The sequence below is a fragment of the Chryseobacterium sp. LJ668 genome (genome assembly GCF_019613955.1).
GTDB lineage: Bacteria > Bacteroidota > Bacteroidia > Flavobacteriales > Weeksellaceae > Chryseobacterium.
This window is the reverse complement of the sequence record NZ_CP080443.1, coordinates 571,012-588,497: the sequence shown is the minus strand read 5'-3', so window position 1 is coordinate 588,497 and position 17,486 is coordinate 571,012. Positions and strand designations below refer to the sequence as shown.

The window sequence follows — 17,486 nt, the reverse complement described above, 5'->3', positions numbered from 1 at the left end:
TATGTTTAAAAAATTCATTCGCAGACCTGTTCTGTCAATTGTAATCTCGCTGATTATTGTTTTTATGGGAGTTTTATCCTTAATGAAACTTCCGATCACTCAATTTCCTGCGATTTCTCCACCAAAGGTAAATATCACCGCAACCTATCCCGGAGCGAACAACGAATTGCTGGTAAAAGCAGTAGTTATTCCTTTGGAAAGATCTTTAAATGGTGTTCCCGGAATGAAATACATGACTTCCGATGCCGGAAACGATGGTGAAACTTCTATTCAGGTAGTTTTTGATTTGGGAACTGATCCCAATGTTGCCGCAGTAAACGTTCAGAATCGTGTTTCATCCGCAGTTAATAAACTTCCGCCGTTGGTCGTACGTGAAGGGGTGAAAATTACCCGTGAAGAACCGAATATGCTGATGTATATTAATTTGTACAGTGACGATCCTAAAGCCGACCAGAAATTCCTTTTCAACTATGCAGATATTAATGTAATGTCGGAATTGAGAAGGGTAAGCGGAGTTGGTTTTGCCGATATTTTGGGAACAAGAGAATATGCAATGCGTATTTGGCTGAAACCGGATCGTTTAACCGCTTACAATATTTCAGCAGATGAAGTAATGGAAGCTTTGAACGAGCAAAGTTTGGAAGCATCACCGGGAAAAACAGGTGAAAGTTCAGGAAAACGTTCTCAGTCATTTGAATATATCTTAAAATATCCGGGACGTTTTAATAATGAAAAAGATTACGGAAATATCATTCTTAAAGCTAAATCTGCCGGAGAATTTGTAAGATTAAAAGATGTTGCCGATATAGAATTTGGTTCATCGATGTACGATATTTATTCTACATTAAACGGAAAACCATCTGCAGCAATCACTGTAAAACAATCGTACGGATCCAATGCAAGTGATGTTATCAAAAATGTAAAAACCTTGATGGCGGATCTTGAAAAAACCAATTTCCCGAAAGGAATGCATTACGACATCAGTTATGACGTTTCAAGATTCCTGGATGCATCGATTGAAAAGGTGGTTCATACTTTATTTGAAGCCTTTATTTTGGTGGCGATTGTTGTGTTTTTATTTCTTGGAGATTGGCGTTCAACGTTGATTCCGGCGATTGCAGTTCCGGTTTCATTGGTGGGAACTTTCGCTGTAATGTCCGCATTTGGAATTACGTTAAATATGATTTCACTTTTCGCTTTGGTAATGGCAATTGGGGTCGTCGTCGATGATGCGATTGTGGTGATTGAAGCCGTTCACGCCAAAATGGAGGAAAAGGGTCTTTCAGCATTAAAGGCTACCGAAGAAGCAATGCATGAAATCAGCGGAGCAATTATCGCAATTACTTTGGTAATGGCAGCTGTATTTATTCCGGTGGCGTTTATGTCGGGTCCGGTCGGAGTTTTCTACCGCCAGTTTTCCATTACAATGGCATCGTCGATTATTCTTTCGGGAGTTGTTGCATTGACGCTGACTCCGGCTTTATGTGCTTTAATCTTAAAAAACAACCACGGAAAAGCTAAAAAGAGAGGTCCGATCACGATTCTTTTAGCTAAATTTAATAACGTATTTACAAGAGGAGCAGGAAAATATGAGAAGTTGCTGAATAAAACAGTGACTAAAAAATTTGTCACGCTTCCTCTACTTTTGATTTTCTGCGCATGTACTTACTTTTTAAGCAACTCACTGCCTTCAGGATTTATTCCTGGAGAAGATCAGGGGATGATTTATGCCATTATTCAAACACCGCCTGGTTCAACATTAGAAAGAACAAATCAAATTGCAAGAGAATTGTTGAAAGAATCGGAAGATATTGATGGAGTACAATCTGTTTCTTCATTGGCAGGTTATGAAATTCTTACAGAAGGAACAGGTTCAAACTCAGGAACGTGTTTGATCAATCTGAAAAGTTGGGAAGATCGTTCAGAATCTGCTGCTGAAATAATCGAAAAGCTAGAAGAAAAAGCCAAAAATATTCCGGGAGCCAATATTGAGTTTTTCCAACCGCCTTCGATTCCGGGTTATGGAGCTGCAGGTGGATTTGAACTGAGACTTTTGGATAAAGCAGGAAGTGGTGATTACCAAAAAATGGAGCAGGTGAGTACGGATTTTGTGAAAGAATTGAAAAAACGTCCTGAACTGGGTTCTGCATTCACATTTTATTCTGCGAGTTTTCCTCAATATATGCTTAAAATCGATAATGATTTAGCCGAACAAAAAGGCGTAAGTATTGAAAAAGCAATGGATAATTTATCAACATTAATTGGTTCAAACTACGAAACAAGTTTCATCCGTTTCGACAGACCTTATAAAGTGATTGTTCAGGCAGGTCCACAATATCGTGCTTTGCCTAGTGATTTATTGAAATTATATGTGAAAAACGATAAAGATCAAATGGTTCCTTATTCAGATTTTATGCATTTGGAAAAAGTGTATGGTCTTTCTGAAATCACGAGACATAATATGTACAATTCTTCTGAAGTCAGTGGAACTCCGGCTCCGGGTTACAGTTCGGGACAGGCAATCAAAGCTATTCAGGAAGTTGCCGATAAAACTTTACCACGTGGTTTTGGTATTGATTGGGCCGGAATTTCAAAAGATGAAGTGGGTCGTGGAAATGAAGCGGTTTACATCTTCCTGATCTGTTTAGGATTTGTTTATTTAATTCTTTCGGCGCAGTACGAAAGCTTTATTCTTCCATTACCTGTAATTCTTTCATTACCGACAGGAATTTTCGGAGCTTTTATTTGTCTTAAATTATTAGGATTGGAAAACAATATTTATGCACAGGTTGCGATGGTCATGCTGATCGGACTTTTAGGTAAAAATGCCGTATTGATCATTGAATTTGCCGTTCAGAAAAAAGCAGAAGAAGGAATACCTGTAGCTCAGGCGGCAATTGAAGGAGCTGCAATCCGTTTCAGACCGATTCTAATGACTTCATTCGCATTTATTGCAGGATTAATTCCTTTGGTCATGGCAACCGGACCTGGAGCTGTAGGAAACAGAACGATTGGTACCGCAGCAGCAGGAGGAATGCTCATCGGAACCATTTTCGGACTGTTGATTATTCCGGGATTATACTACATTTTCGGAACGATTGCCGATAAATCCCGATTGGCAAAATACGAAGAAGAAAATCCTTTAACCGAACAGACAGAACCTTACCAACACGATAACAAACATGAAGATTTATAATAAATATATAACAGCCATCGTCTTATCGCTTGTTTTAGCAAGTTGTAAGGCGCCTATGGCAACTGTTATTCAGGACGAAGTAAAAAATAATATTCCTGAGAATTTTAATCAAAATGAAGAGCAGGACGCAAATACCAACAGCGGAACTACACCGTGGAGACAGTTTTTCACAGATCCGAATCTGGTTAGTTTAATTGAAACTTCGTTAAAAAATAATCAGGAATTAATGATCACGCTTCAGGAGATAGAGATTGCAAAAAGCGGAATTGTTGCCAAAAAAGGCAGATTAAGTCCGTCCGTGAAAGCAGGATTAGGAATGGGAGTGAGTAAAGTAGGGCGTTATACCAGTGAAGGAGCCGGTGATGCAAGTACGGAAATCGAGCCAGGAAAAGAGATTCCTGATCCGCTTGGAAATTTCGAAGGGGGTTTGATGGCCAACTGGGAAATCGACATCTGGAAAAAACTCAGAACCGAGAAGGATGCTGCTGTAGCACATTATCTTTCAACTGTTGAAGGGAAGAATTTTGTTCTTTCTAATCTGATCGAGGAAGTGGCTGATAATTATTACGAATTGTTGGCATTAGATAATCAGCTGGATATTATTCAGCAGTATATCAAACTGCAGACGAGAGCTTTAGAAATTGCTAAAATTCAGAAACAGGCCGCTGCAGCAACAGAATTGGCAGTGAAAAAATTTGAAGCTGAGCTGGCAAAATCTAAAGCGACAGAATATACAATTCGTCAGGAAATTACTGAAAAGGAAAATCAGATCAATGCGCTTTGTGGTCGTTATCCGCAACCGATTGTGAGAACGAAAGAGAGTTTTATGTCTACCATTCCGCAAACGGTGTACACGGGAATTCCGTCGCAGTTATTGGCCAACCGTCCCGATATTAAGCAGGCTGAATTAGAATTAAAAGCTGCAAAATTAGATGTTGAAGCGGCAAGAAAAGAATTCTATCCAAGTTTGGAAATTTCTGCAACATTAGGATTAGAAGCATTTAAACCTTCTTATCTTGTAAAATTACCCGAGTCGATTGCTACAAGTTTAGTCGGTGAATTGGCAGGACCGCTAATCAACAAAAGTGCGATTAAAGCTAATTTTCAGACAGCAGATGCAAAACAGATTCAGGCTTTATATGAATATGACAAAACCATTCTGAATGCATATCTGGATATTTCAAATCTAATGTCTAAAGTGAAAAATATCGATCAGTATTATCAGTTAAAATCTCAGGAAACTCAGGCTTTAGACCAATCTATCCATATTGCTAATCAGCTTTTCATGAATTCCAGAGCAGATTATCTTGAAGTTCTTTTAAACCAAAGAGACGCATTAGATGCAAAAATGGAATTGATCGAAGCTAAAGAGAAACAATTGAGCACCGTTGTCGACATTTACAAAAGTTTAGGAGGCGGCTGGAAATAAGTTAGTTTTTTTTATTCATATATCATTATTTCAATCCTGGAGTCCGGTTCTGTTTTCAGAGCCGGGCTTCTTTTGTTAATTCAATGTTTTAATATTTTGCCCAATGCAATTTAAGCCGTCAATACAAAGATGTTTTCTTGACGAAAAAACGCCGGAGAAATGATGGAGCGATAATTTAATATAACAAAATAGGATTTCAAGATGTCACTTTTGAAGAGTTTTGCAAATTATTTAAATTCAAAATAAAACACGTCAAGTTTTGTCGCATTACACCAATAGCTTTGTATTATAAAATATTAAAATTATGGAAATCACATTTTATTTAGATTTCAGAGAATTTGAAAGAAATTATTATAACAATCTTGAACTATGGTTTGAGCAATATCACAATACAAATGAGACAGACTTTCTCAAAAGTATTGCCAAGCTTTATAAACCGTATTTGAACTACAGTTTTGTTGATGATAAGCTTCAGGCTGATGCAAACATTCAGGTGAAAAACTGTTTTTTTTCATCGCTGGATAATTATGGAATTTCGTTCAATATTGACCATCATTCTAAAAATTCAAATACAAAACCCAGTCAGGTTTCTGAAACAAAGTCCATCTCTATGATGGAGTATGCCCAATGTGTTTTAGATAAAATCAATGCCTATTTTCAGCAATATCAGATTTCAATAAAAGAAAATGAAACCATTTTGGATTACGTCAATAACTACGAAATAATCACTCTGAAAGAAAAAAACGGATACTGCCTGAATTACAACGATCATCAAAAAATTCTTCCTTTTCTCAAAGCATATCTGCCACATTTTGGAAGCACGGTTGACATCTCCAATTACAAAAATTTTCATTTTTCCGTGGTAAGAATCGCAGATTTTATAGATCAGAAGCTTAAAGCTATCGAAGCCTTTGATCAAAGTTTGTATAGCGAGCTGAAGTCTGAAGCTCTGGTAAAAGTCCACATGAGAGGTCACAGTTTTCTTACCATTTGCAACTGATTTTTTTAAACAATGACGAATATTTTTTTTGAAGCTATTACCCGCTTTCCGCACTCGCTATTTTATATCAAGGTTGCGGCGGCAAAGCCGCCGCAACCTTGATATAAAATGAGCTCAGACAATTGCTGCAATCGGGGCTAGTAGATTTGCCTTTCCGTGAAGAAGTAGTTGTAATTAAGATTACTATAAATAAGATTCATTATTGAATTTACCTCCGTCATAAAACATAGATTCAAACATTCATTCACTTTATTATATTGTTGAAATGCATTTTTTTTGAATTGTATTTCAAGCAAAAACCAGATCTATTGATCTGGTTTGTTTTTAAAAAAGATTATTTGTGCAGACTAGTTATGAGCAGAAGGAGATTGCCGTAATAATGCACATTTTATGTCCAAGAATATTTATTTGTTTCAAATGGTTAGAATTATTTTCAGTAATTCTGATGAATTTTTACAGCAACAGATAATATATGAAGTTCATCTATTTTATTACATATTTCATATTGTTTTTTTTTATATATTTAATTTTTAATTACATATAATACAAAAGTTTATAGATTATGCATTCTAACATTTAAATAATATAGCCTATGAAACAACATCTTTACAACATTACAAATCCTTTTTTCTTTAATTCAACCTAAAATAAATAACAGCAAATAAACTATAATCTAGAAAAAATCTACTCATTTTTAGCTATTTTACGGTCAATGCAATGTTTTAGGTTGCAGCATGATGGTACTGTTCATTGTACAAATAATACGATGTTATTTAAACTTCCCATTTCATACAATGGATATATTCTTCGTCTAATTGCTGCTGTACATCCTTCAGGAAATATAGTGGCTGTCTATATAAAAGCCTCTAGCGTAAATAAATTGCCGCTCTAACGGTGAAAATGTAAGCAGTAGGTTTAAAGCATATGTTTAATACGTTAAATTTATAATCATGAAAAAAACTACACAACAATCGAAGCTTAAGATATGGGGATTAAAAACCAAAGCCTCATTTTTAATATTATTTGGTGCGATTTTGTCTGTTACTCAAGTACAAGCACAGACTTTCTCTTATACAGGAGCTGTACAATCGGTGACCCTTACTGCAGGTTCATATCAGATAGAAATGTGGGGAGCTGATGGAGGTGATGCACTTAAGGGAACAGGTGGTAAAGGTGGATATAGTACCGGAACTTTGCTGGTTACGACCTCTACAACTTATTATATTTATGTTGGAGGTAAGGGAAGCACGGTAACGAGTTCAACACCAGGTGGATGGAATGGAGGTGGTAGCTGTTTAGGTACACACTCTAGCGGCAATAACGGTGGAACTGGCGGTGGAGGAACTGATATCAGGACAACTCAAAATACGACCTATGCAGACAGAATAATTGTTGCAGGCGGCGGTGGCGGTGGTACCGGTTATAATACTTATACCGGAAATGGCGGAAATGGCGGCGGTGCTACTGGCAGTAATGGAGGAAGTAGTCGTGGAGCAACTTATACAGGGGGTGGTGGAAGTCAAACCGCAGGAGGTACATCTGCAACTGGAGGAATACCAAGTTATTCTACAGCTGGAGCATTAGGAACTGGTGGAAACTATTCAAGTACAGGAACTTTGGGTGGTACAGCTGGTGGCGGTGGATATTATGGCGGTGGTAGCGGGCACTGGGGAGGAGCCGGTGGCGGTGGTTCTTCCTACGTTGGAGGTGTAACCGGTGGTGTCACTATACAATTTGGTCAACCTGGTTTTGTTGCCAATCCTGATACTACGGGTAACGGAAGAGTTACAATCACTAATATTCCGTTGTCAACATCTGAGGTAAGTAAAAAGAATAATATAAATATTTATCCCAACCCAGCAACAGATTTCTTAAACGTAACAAAAGTTTCAGATAAAGCAACATATATAATTTATAACATTGCAGGGCAGTTGGTAATTAAGGGAGATATGACTGGCGGAAGAATTGATGTTTCAGGATTGAAAAAAGGTACTTATGTGATTGCTATTGAAGATAAAGGAAAAGATTTATTAAAATCTAAGTTTATTAAGAATTAGTAAACAATTTAAATTTGAAGAATCTGTTCTCCTACATTTGTTAACGGAATGTATGTAAGCGATATTCAAAGCTCTACTTCGGCTGAGAATAAATTCATCAAGAAATAGTAATTATTTGATAAATTTTTAATGAATAAGCTCTCAGAAATGAGAGTTTATTTTTTGTAAACACTTTAAATATTTCTTAAAAAAAATAAAAAATATAAGCAAATCGAATTTTAGCGAGATTTTTAAAATATAATAAAGCGTTGAAGAATCAACGCTTTGTTTGTAGAGAAGATGGGATTCGAACCCACGATACAGTTACCCGTATACTACCTTTCCAGGGTAGCTCCTTCAACCACTCGGACACCTCTCTGTTTTGAAGACTGCAAAAATAAGCTATTTTATTGAATTTACAAATTCTTATTTTGTTAGTCACTTATTTCGCCACAAATATTTCTTGAGAAATTATCGGCAAAAGTTCTTGTATAGTTTGGGTTGTCAATTAAGTGCATTGCTTTTGTAATTGCAGATTCTGCCGTCATATCTTTTCCGCTAATAGCTCCGATTCTCGAGAAAATATTGCTGTTTTCATATTTTCCAAACGAGATGCCGCCTGAGATACACTGGCTAACGACAACGATTTCTGTTCCATTGCTTCTGATTTGTTGCAACGTTTCCAGAGTTTTTTCACTACTGAAAATTGTTCCAGAGCCGAAAACCTGCAAAATCAGAACTTTCATTTTCGGAATTTCTTTAAAATGATTTAATTTCATTCCGGGAAAAATTCTCCAGAACAAAACGTCTTCAGAAATATGTTCATCAACATGAAATTCAACTTTCGGATCGCAGCGGAATAAATTGTCTTTATCAATTTTTAAATGAACTCCAGATTGCCCTAGAATAGGGTAGTTAGGGCTTGCATATGCATCAAAGAATTCTGCCGAATATTTTAATGTGCGGTTTCCTCTTAATAATTTATATTCAAAATAAATCGAAACTTCCTGAATCACCGCTTCATTCTCTTCATAAAGACTTGCATAATAGAGACTTGTCAAAAGATTTTCTTTAGCATCAGTGCGCAGGTCTCCGATTGGAAGCTGTGAACCGGTTAAGATTACCGGTTTTCTCAAACCTTTCAGCATAAAACTTAATGCTGAAGCAGTATAAGACATAGTGTCTGTACCGTGAAGCACAAGAAATCCGTCATATTTTTCGTAGTGCTTCGAGATATAATTGGCAATAATTCTCCATTCTTCAGGTCCCATATCCGAAGAATCTAGCGGTTTGGCAAAGGGGTGAACAAAAACTTCACACTCCATTAGCTTCATTTCGGGCATTTTCTCAAAAATATTTCCGAAATCAAAGGCACGGAGACTCCCGGTTTCGTAATCTTTTTCCATACCAATTGTACCGCCGGTATAAATAAGAAGGACTTTTCGCTTCATAATTTATCAAAGAATTTTAAAAATGAATCAGTTCAGAATTTCAAAATTACGTTAATTTGCAAAGATTTGAAAATAGATGGAAAATTTAGAAAAAACTTACGGTTACCTGAAGCAGTTTCTAACGGAAGAAAGGCTCAAAAAAATTGAACTTTTCGCTCCTGAAAGTTCAGATTTTGTGCTTCCGGTTTTAGAAGATGTCTATCAGTTTAGAAATGCAGCAGCAATCGTACGTTCTGTGGAAGCTTGTGGTTTTCATAAAGTAGTGGCTTTACAGGAAGAAAATAACTTTGAACCGAATCTTCGGGTGACCAAAGGCGCAGATACTTGGGTTGAAGTAGAAAAGCTTTCACGAAATATGGAATCATTTCAGAAAATTAAAAACAAGGGCTACAAAATCGTTGCAGTTTCGTTAGAAAATAATGCCAAAATGCTTCCCGAATATGAAATCACCGAACCGATTGCATTAGTATTCGGCACTGAAATGGAAGGCGTTTCTCAGGAGATTTTAGATTTTGCAGATGAAACGTTGGCGATTCCGATGTATGGTTTTACGAGAAGTTTTAACGTTTCGGTTGCGGCCTCGCTTTGTATGTATGAATTAAAGCAGAAACTGATGAAATCCGGTATTGATTATAAATTAGATGAAGAAAAACTTTTGAGAATGAAAATCCGTTGGGCTGTTAGTTCTATAAAAAGTGGAGAGCAGATTTTGGCTAAGTATCAAAAAGATAATAACTTGAATTTTATTTGATGAAAAATATACTTTCGCTGATTGTTCTGATATTTATTTTTTCTTGCGAAAGGAAAAGCCAGAAGGCTATTTCGAAAAATCATTCAACAGTCATAGCGATTGATTCTACAGCTGTAAACATCAACAGTTCTGATATTAAAACTTTCAATCCAGACGATATAAAGGATTTAGAATGGATTATTTTTAATGACAAATATAAAATTCCGCAACAAATTAAAGATTTTTTTCAAGCGACAGAAAATGGTGAAATCAATATCGCAAATCCTGACAAAGAATTCAATATAACAGACGTTGTTGTCAAACCTAATATGCCTTTTAGACAATTAAGATTATTGGAAAAGAAAAATGAACTTTGGCGAATGGTTTACATTCAAGGAGGAATTGGGAAATCATATCAATTTTACGAATTTAAAATCCAAGGAGACACTATTTCGGATATTAAAAAAGGATATTCTTTTGAAAATATTGAAACTAATGACTCATTAGAATATTACATTAAAAAAGGAGAAGTGAAATTTGAGAAAATCAAACTTAAATATAACTGGATAGATTAAATCATCTTATTATAATTCCAGGCCGCTACAAAAACACCTGCAGTTTCCGTTCTCAATCTTTGATTTCCTAGAGAAACTGCTTTAATTCCTTTCTCAGCCAAAAACAGAATTTCTTTATCTGAAAAATCGCCTTCAGGGCCAATCAGAAAAGTGTAGCTTTCTAATTTTGGAATTTCGTTTAAATGAATTCTTTCTAAATTTTCGTTGCAATGCGCCACAAAAGTAGTTTCTGAATCTACATTTTTAAGAAAATCTGGCAATTTAACCAAATCATTAATTATCGTAAAATGAAATCTCAAGCTTTGCTTTGATGCTGCGATCGCCTGTTTTCTGATTTTATCAATATTCAGATTTTTACGCTCAGTTTTCTCGGTTTGAAGAATCGTAATCTCAGAAATTCCCATTTCTACAGCTTTTTCAACGAAAAATTCAATGCGGTCAATATTTTTTGTCGGAGCAATCGCAATATGAAGTTTTGGATTGAAATCTGGAGTTTCAGTTTTTATTTGTGAAACCTCAATTCCTGCTTTTTTGCCTTCAATCATCAATGTTCCGGAAGCCAAATTTCCTTTTCCGTCAGTCACATGAATTTCCTCGCCATCTTTCATGCGAAGAACTTTCACGATGTGCTGCTGTTCTTCGTCGTTGATAATAGCTTTTCCGTTATTGATTTCTCCAAAAAAAAGTTTCATATCTTTTATTTAAACCTGCCTTAATTATTGATATATGATTCCTAAAACCAAATTTCATTATCACTTAAAAACGCCACTCCGGTTTTTATCGTTGTGTATATGTCGCCTTCACAGTCTCTGTACGAACAAGCGTAAATTTCTTCGACCCAAAGATTATTCATGAAAATCAAATTGAGATATTCATTTTTCCTTAAATTGTTTTTGATAGATAAATAATCAGCTTCTTTTGGATCGTATGCAAAGCTGAAGACATTTTCTGAATTGATTTTCTCAATAATCTCTTCCTTTACATTCTGAATATATCCGGTTTCCGAACTTATCATTAAATAATCTTCGTCTTCATCTTTTTTTTGCACTTCATTTTTTCCGGTAACCGTTTCCAAGACCCAATAATATTTTGAGTTTTTTTTAGATTGTGTCCCCAGTATTTTTTCTTCTAACAGTATTTTCATGATTTATAAATCGTATTTTGATGTTGCCGTTGTTCTGAGATCTGTAAATTCTCCTCTTTCAAATTTCAGCTGGGCAACCATTGCAATCATTGCAGCATTGTCAGTAGTGTATTCAAATTTCGGAATATATATATTCCAGCCTAATTTCTTTTGGTTGTCCTGCATGACTTTTCTTAAAGCTGAATTGGCAGAAACGCCGCCTGCAATTGCAACTTCTTTAATATCGAGATCTTTCGCTGCTTTCTCCAGTTTATTCATTAAAATTTCAATGATGCATTTTTGTACCGATGCACAAAGATCATTCATATTTTCTTTTATAAAATCAGAGTTTTTCTTTATTTCTTTTTGGATGAAATATAAAACCGAAGTTTTGATTCCGCTGAAAGAGTAGTCGTAATTTTCTAGTCTTGGTTTGTTAAAGATAAAAGAATCAGGATTTCCTTCTTTTGCCAATCGATCAATGATTGGTCCCGCCGGATAATCAAGATCAAATATTTTCCCGATTTTATCAAATGCTTCACCCGCTGCATCATCAATTGTTTTCCCGATAATTTCCATGTCAAAATAATCTTTCACCAAAACGATCATGGTATGGCCGCCGCTCACCGTAAGACACAAGAACGGGAATTTTGGCGGCATAGGATTTGCATCGTCGATGAAGTGCGCCAAAATATGCGCCTGAAGATGGTTAACTTCTATTAAAGGAACGTCCAGACTCATCGCCAGTGACTTAGCAAACGATGTACCTACAAGAAGAGAGCCCAAAAGTCCCGGACCACGAGTGAAGCCTATGGCAGAGATTGCATTTTGTTGTATATTTGCTTTGGTGAAGGATTTTTCTACTACAGGAATGATATTCTGCTGATGAGCTCGTGACGCCAGCTCAGGAACCACACCTCCATATTCTTTATGGATTTCCTGGTTTGCGGCAATATTTGAAAGAATAGTATTTCCTTTGATAATGGCTGCTGAAGTATCGTCACAAGACGATTCGATACCTAAAATTATAGAGTCACTCATAGTAATGGCAAAGTTAGAGAATAATAACGAAAATGAGCATAAAAAATCGGTAGCTGAAAACTTAGGAGATCAGGTGCAGAAAACGGTTGATAATGTTCAGGAGACTGTGAAAGAGGCTTCTGAGCTCGCTTCTGATGCCATAAAACACCCAATAGATACCGCTCAGGAATTTGGTAAGCAGGCTGCAAAAGATGTAACCAGCTATTCATGGTGGGCAAGACTTTTACTGATCCTTTTCTGGACAATTCTGGCACTCGTTGCCGTTATTCTCATTGCCATTAATCTTCCGGTTACCAAACGATGGGCTGCAGATCAAGCTTTACAGATTGTCAACAGAGATTTTAAAGCTAAAATGTCTACCGAAAGTGTAGAGGTTGATTTCTTTGGAGATGTTACCATCAAAGGATTAAGGATAAAAGATTATAAAGATTTAGATTTCATCAAAGCGAGAGAATTTAAAGCCAATTCAGATTGGTTTTCTTTGGCAACCAATATTGGTAAAAACAATTCATTAAGTTTTAACGGTTTAAGACTTATTGATGCCGACATAAAAGTCATTACGTATAAAGGCGACAGTATTTCAAATTTCATCCGTTTTACCAAACTCTTCGACAGCGGTAAGAAAAAAGATTCTACAAAACCTCCTTTTCAGCTAAACTCACGATTAGAAATACTTGATTCTAAAGTTTCTATTGTCAATCAGAACTCTCCCGGAGAAGCTGGGAAATGGCTGACAGCAACGAATGTGAACCTGATCGCTCCAATACTTAAGGTGAACGGTGCAGATATTTCAGCTCAAATCAATAATTTCACATTTACCACAAAAAGATGGGGGAAATCTCATTTTGTAGATACGTTCTCTACCGATTTTTCAATGACCGAAGATTTTCTTTATCTGAAAGATTTAACGCTGAATACAGATCATTCTCTTCTTCAGGGAGATATTAAATTTAATTTAAATAGGGGTTCCTGGGCAGATTTTGCCAACAAAGTAAAATGGGATATGAATCTCAAAATGGGAAGCCAGCTGAGCGGGTATGACATCTCTTATTTTGTAACCAATTGGGATAATTTTATTCCTTTTAATATTAGCGGGAAAATGACAGGTCCGCTGAACAAATTCACTTTAGATAACTTCCTGATCAGAAATCCATCGGTGAATATTGCCACCCAAAAAATGTATATTACCAATCTTTTAAAAGGTAATTTTTTGATCGAAACCAATAATCTTTCCGCAGATTTTACCTATAAAGATCTAAAAGCCATGATGCCGAAATTTATTTCAGCTAAAATGAAAAACTTCGCAGATGATTTTGGGAAATTAAAATACAACGGAGATGTAAAAGTAAATCCAAAACAAGTATATGTGTCCTCCGGAAAACTGATGACCGGAATCGGACAGGCAAAAATTTCCAATTTTTCATTGACGGACTTCAGTACAACAATGCCTAAATACAAAGGATATGCAGAAGTAAAAGATTTAAATACTTCGGTGATTACCAAAAGTAAAACGGTGGGTCTGATTTCAGGGAAATTCAATATCGACGGGCAAAGTTTTGATGTAAAAACCATGCGCATCAGAACGAGATCTCAAATTTCGAGTATTGATATCATGAATAAGGAAATCAATAATCTGAATTTAGACGGTTTACTTGATCACAGAAAATACAATGGGTTAATTACTGTTAATGATGAACAGGCAAAAGCAACCCTAAAAGGCCTTATCGATTTCAGCACTTCAAGAATCTCCGCCAATATTGATGCAAGTGTATCACATCTTAATATGAATTACTTCACCGGCAAACCCGGAAACCAGATCGTTAGCGGAAGGGTAAACGGGAAGATATCGATGACCAATTTAAATGATTTGAATCTGGATGTTGAAGCAAATAATATCAATTTTGCAACCGCTACACAGCGTTACCAGATTCCGAATGCAAAAGTAAAAACATTTATAGAAGGCGGAAATCGGGTGATTGATGTAAAGGCTCCCGGAGCAGTTGATGGTAAAATTTCCGGTAAATATAACCTTGCCGATCTTGCCGGAATGGTAGAAAACGGGCTAGGTAAGATATTGGTCGGCCCGCCACCGAGAAAATTGTATCGCGGACAGAGATTCACAATGAACTTTGACGTTCAGCAAGGTTTGGTCAGCTATTTTATGCCGGATCTGAAGCTTCCTCAAGGCGCAACCGTAGAGGGTGAATACGAAGGAAATTCAAATAATCTCATTCTAAATCTTGATGCCGCCTCGCTGAAATATGTAATGACCAAAAAAGAGGAAATTACCGATGCTGATAAGGCTTTAGCAAGTGCTAATCCAGATTATAAGATCAATGAGCGGGAGATGATAACCAGAGACAGCGCGCTGGTAGACAGCGTAATGGTGAGAATAAATACAGCTAACCTCGACCAGCAACTGTATGCGAAAATTAAAAGAATAGAATACAATAAAAACATTCTTAAAGACATTCTTCTGACCGGAAAAAATGAAAACAATACTACGCTTCGTATTGCAACAAGTTTTAAACATGGAAGTCCGGAAGATGAATTGGATGACAATCTGAAGAATTACGCAATTAACTTTAATCAGTCGACAAATCCTGCGGGAGATTATATTTTCAGATTTGAACCTACAGAAGTAAGTTTTAATAATGTAAAATGGGCAATCGACACGTCACCGGGATTAGATCATTACATAAGTTACAGAAAAAAGACACAGGATTTTGAAATTAAAAACCTCAGAATCTATTCAGATCAAAGCTCATTATTGATCAACGAATCTACATTTAAATCTGCTAAAGATTTCTATGTTGATGCTGAAGTTCAGGATTTTGCGATTGAAAAATTATTAGAGATGCAGGCGGGCGGAAATCCTATGGATATCAAGGGTTTAGCCAACGGTAATGTGAAGATCAGGATGGATAAAAGCACATTGCAGCCCCTTGTTGATTTAACGGTTGATGACATTATGATGAACGGGAATGATATGGGAGACCTTACCATTTCTGCGGTTAACGGTTTTTCATTAAATGTGTATGATGTTGATGTGAAAGTTACTTCAGCAGGTGTAATCGGGAACAATAATCTTCACCTCACGGGAACTGTTAATAACAATACCCCGTCTCCGACTATTGATTTGGTAGCACAGCTGGATGAGTTTGATCTGGCTTTTACCCAACAGTTTGTTCAGGCTATTTTTGGAAACTTGAGAGGAAAAGCAACCGGAGATCTGAAGATCAACGGAACTTTGAAAAACTTAGATTACAGCGGAGATATTGCTTTAAAAGAATTTGGTTTAAAACTTCTATTCACGGGTGTAGATTATTCTTTTGATGATACAGTTATTCCGCTTTCAAGAGGTTTGGCAATTTTAAATAATATTGGGGTGCACGACGGTAGAACAAATTCTCAGGGCACAATTTCCGGGGCAATACAATTTGAAACCTTATCCTCAATGGGAGTCAACCTTGTAATGAGAGCCGATAATTTATTGATGCTGAATACTACGCAAAAAGAGTATGATCTTTTCTGGGGAAGAGTCTACGGACAGGGAGATCTCTATGTCGATGGTCCTGTTTCCGCTTTAAATTTATCAACTCCGAACATGAAAGCGCTGAATGGAAGCACATTCACTTTTAATTCTAGTTCTACCTCCAATGTTGAAGAATTTAAGATGCTCAGATTCTTAAAAGAAGGTAAAGACGGTCTGGTTACTTTAGAAGACAAGAAAAAATCGGGAGCTAATATGAATATCGATTTCAGTCTTGATGTGGATAAAGGAACTACGGTCAATGTTTTAGTAGGTGATGATGTCGGAAATATCACTGTAAAAGGGGTTGCAGAGGATCTGAGATTCCAGATGGGCAGACAGGGAGCAATTTCGATGAACGGGTCTTACATGGTAGACAGTGGAACTTTTGTTTCCAAAGCCATTCTTAACAGAACTTTTCAAATTCAAAAAAACAGCAGCATCCGTTGGGATGGTGATGCGATGAAACCAGCTCTGGATATTACCGCAAATTATGTAAGAATGGTTTCCAATGCAGGAGAATATCTGAATATGGGCCAATTGCAGCCAATCAGTATATTGCTGCAAGCAAATATTACTAACACGCTGAATGACCCAGATATTGCACTAAATGTTACAGCACTGGATGTTTCTAGCCAAGTGAAAGAAACTTTAGCGGCAAAAATTAATCAGACAGAAGGAGAAAATGTTCTTCAGTTTGGTTCCATTCTTTTGTTAAACAGTTTTAACGTTTCTAATACTGGTGGAGTAGATATTGATGCAGTAGGAGTCGCAGAATCTTCAGGTTACAACATGCTTTTAAAGCAATTGGGATCTGTTCTTAATACGATGAGCAGTGAATTCCAGATTGACCTTAATTATGTGAGAGGCGACCAATATTCAAATAGTGGAGACAGAGCTAATGCAGGTGTAAGTTTTGACCTTTCGCCAAGAGTTACTGTCAAAACTGGTTTAGGTATTCCTTTAAATAAAACTGAGGGTACCGATAACAACTATCTCTCCGGAGAAGGATCTATAGAGTATGACATTTCTAAGAAAAATGACGGAACTTTATTGTTAAGAGGATATTCTAAACCAACCAATATCGGAATGGGAGTAGGGACAGTGGGTACCAATGGTTCTGCAAATCAAGCGTATGGCGGTGGTATCGTATGGAGTAAAAGCTTCAATTCTTTCTTTAAAAAGAAGAAAAAAGATAAAAATAGGCCTTCTGCTAATAATGAAATAAAAACAGATTCCGTAATATCTAGGCTTAAATAATCTGAATACTTGAATGATTTTTATCATCCGTGTTAATTATTGTTAATGTTTGATATATTTTTTTTAGTTAATATATTTTTCTTAATTTTGTAAAAAATTTATTGATTTTTTAG

General features: G+C 36.3%; 11 protein-coding genes and 1 tRNA gene. 7 read left to right on the top strand and 5 right to left on the bottom strand.

Annotated features, from left to right (window positions below; genetic code table 11):
- Position 1 precedes the first annotated feature (1 nt).
- The 4 genes from K0U91_RS02800 to K0U91_RS16190 all read left to right on the top strand — a co-directional run bounded on the left by K0U91_RS02800 (position 2) and on the right by K0U91_RS16190 (position 7,682).
- Positions 2-3,196 (top strand): efflux RND transporter permease subunit, encoded by a 3,195-nt coding sequence (locus K0U91_RS02800; protein ID WP_219970814.1) that lies wholly within the window; start codon positions 2-4, stop codon positions 3,194-3,196.
- Positions 3,183-4,625, top strand: coding sequence for a TolC family protein (locus K0U91_RS02795; protein WP_219970815.1), 1,443 nt, complete (start codon positions 3,183-3,185; stop codon positions 4,623-4,625). Before K0U91_RS02800 ends, K0U91_RS02795 begins: the two co-directional genes overlap by 14 nt.
- Positions 4,626-4,929: 304 nt before the next feature.
- Positions 4,930-5,625, top strand: a complete 696-nt coding sequence (locus K0U91_RS02790; protein ID WP_220180329.1) for a hypothetical protein — start codon at positions 4,930-4,932, stop codon at positions 5,623-5,625.
- Positions 5,626-6,575: 950 nt separating this feature from the next.
- Positions 6,576-7,682, top strand: a complete 1,107-nt coding sequence (locus tag K0U91_RS16190; RefSeq protein WP_258561901.1) for a glycine-rich protein — start codon at positions 6,576-6,578, stop codon at positions 7,680-7,682.
- A gap of 271 nt (positions 7,683-7,953) precedes the next feature.
- On the opposite strand, the gene K0U91_RS02780 is transcribed toward K0U91_RS16190, so the two are convergent.
- Together K0U91_RS02780 and K0U91_RS02775 are read right to left on the bottom strand one after the other, a co-directional pair.
- A tRNA-Ser gene (locus tag K0U91_RS02780) sits at positions 7,954-8,040 on the bottom strand.
- Between the two features lie 55 nt (positions 8,041-8,095).
- Entirely contained in the window at positions 8,096-9,112 is a 1,017-nt protein-coding gene (locus tag K0U91_RS02775; protein ID WP_220180328.1) for an asparaginase, read from the bottom strand.
- Positions 9,113-9,188: 76 nt separating this feature from the next.
- On the opposite strand from K0U91_RS02775, the gene K0U91_RS02770 reads away from it, so the two are divergent.
- Entirely contained in the window at positions 9,189-9,863 is a 675-nt protein-coding gene (locus tag K0U91_RS02770) for a TrmH family RNA methyltransferase (protein WP_220180327.1), read from the top strand.
- A complete protein-coding gene (locus K0U91_RS02765) occupies positions 9,863-10,417 on the top strand; it encodes a hypothetical protein (RefSeq protein ID WP_220180326.1) in 555 nt (184 codons plus the stop codon). Before K0U91_RS02770 ends, K0U91_RS02765 begins: the two co-directional genes overlap by 1 nt.
- Here the strand turns inward: K0U91_RS02765 and K0U91_RS02760 are convergent.
- The 3 genes from K0U91_RS02760 to tsaD are packed head-to-tail and all read right to left on the bottom strand — an operon-like array spanning position 10,414 to position 12,581.
- Positions 10,414-11,109 carry an RsmE family RNA methyltransferase gene (locus K0U91_RS02760; protein ID WP_220180325.1) on the bottom strand — a complete coding sequence of 232 codons (696 nt, stop codon included), beginning with the start codon at positions 11,107-11,109 and terminating at the stop codon, positions 10,414-10,416. The genes K0U91_RS02765 and K0U91_RS02760 overlap by 4 nt on opposite strands.
- A gap of 41 nt (positions 11,110-11,150) precedes the next feature.
- Positions 11,151-11,561, bottom strand: coding sequence for a hypothetical protein (locus K0U91_RS02755; protein WP_220180324.1), 411 nt, complete (start codon positions 11,559-11,561; stop codon positions 11,151-11,153).
- Between the two features lie 3 nt (positions 11,562-11,564).
- Positions 11,565-12,581, bottom strand: a complete 1,017-nt coding sequence (gene tsaD / locus K0U91_RS02750) for a tRNA (adenosine(37)-N6)-threonylcarbamoyltransferase complex transferase subunit TsaD (protein WP_220180323.1) — start codon at positions 12,579-12,581, stop codon at positions 11,565-11,567.
- A gap of 4 nt (positions 12,582-12,585) precedes the next feature.
- Between tsaD and K0U91_RS02745 the strand changes: the two genes are divergently transcribed.
- Positions 12,586-17,373, top strand: coding sequence for a translocation/assembly module TamB domain-containing protein (locus tag K0U91_RS02745; RefSeq protein ID WP_220180322.1), 4,788 nt, complete (start codon positions 12,586-12,588; stop codon positions 17,371-17,373).
- The last annotated feature ends 113 nt before the right edge of the window (positions 17,374-17,486 follow it).

Excerpts from the sequence above, each read along its gene's own strand:
- K0U91_RS02760 (WP_220180325.1), bottom strand. The coding sequence starts at position 11,109 with ATGAAACTTTTTTTTGGAGAAATCAATAACGGAAAAGCTATTATCAAC.
- K0U91_RS02765 (WP_220180326.1), top strand. The coding sequence starts at position 9,863 with ATGAAAAATATACTTTCGCTGATTGTTCTGATATTTATTTTTTCTTGC.
- K0U91_RS02800 (WP_219970814.1), top strand. The coding sequence starts at position 2 with ATGTTTAAAAAATTCATTCGCAGACCTGTTCTGTCAATTGTAATCTCG.
- K0U91_RS02745 (WP_220180322.1), top strand. The coding sequence starts at position 12,586 with ATGGCAAAGTTAGAGAATAATAACGAAAATGAGCATAAAAAATCGGTA.
- K0U91_RS02770 (WP_220180327.1), top strand. The coding sequence starts at position 9,189 with ATGGAAAATTTAGAAAAAACTTACGGTTACCTGAAGCAGTTTCTAACG.
- K0U91_RS02775 (WP_220180328.1), bottom strand. The coding sequence starts at position 9,112 with ATGAAGCGAAAAGTCCTTCTTATTTATACCGGCGGTACAATTGGTATG.
- tsaD (WP_220180323.1), bottom strand. The coding sequence starts at position 12,581 with ATGAGTGACTCTATAATTTTAGGTATCGAATCGTCTTGTGACGATACT.
- K0U91_RS16190 (WP_258561901.1), top strand. The coding sequence starts at position 6,576 with ATGAAAAAAACTACACAACAATCGAAGCTTAAGATATGGGGATTAAAA.
- K0U91_RS02790 (WP_220180329.1), top strand. The coding sequence starts at position 4,930 with ATGGAAATCACATTTTATTTAGATTTCAGAGAATTTGAAAGAAATTAT.
- K0U91_RS02795 (WP_219970815.1), top strand. The coding sequence starts at position 3,183 with ATGAAGATTTATAATAAATATATAACAGCCATCGTCTTATCGCTTGTT.
- K0U91_RS02755 (WP_220180324.1), bottom strand. The coding sequence starts at position 11,561 with ATGAAAATACTGTTAGAAGAAAAAATACTGGGGACACAATCTAAAAAA.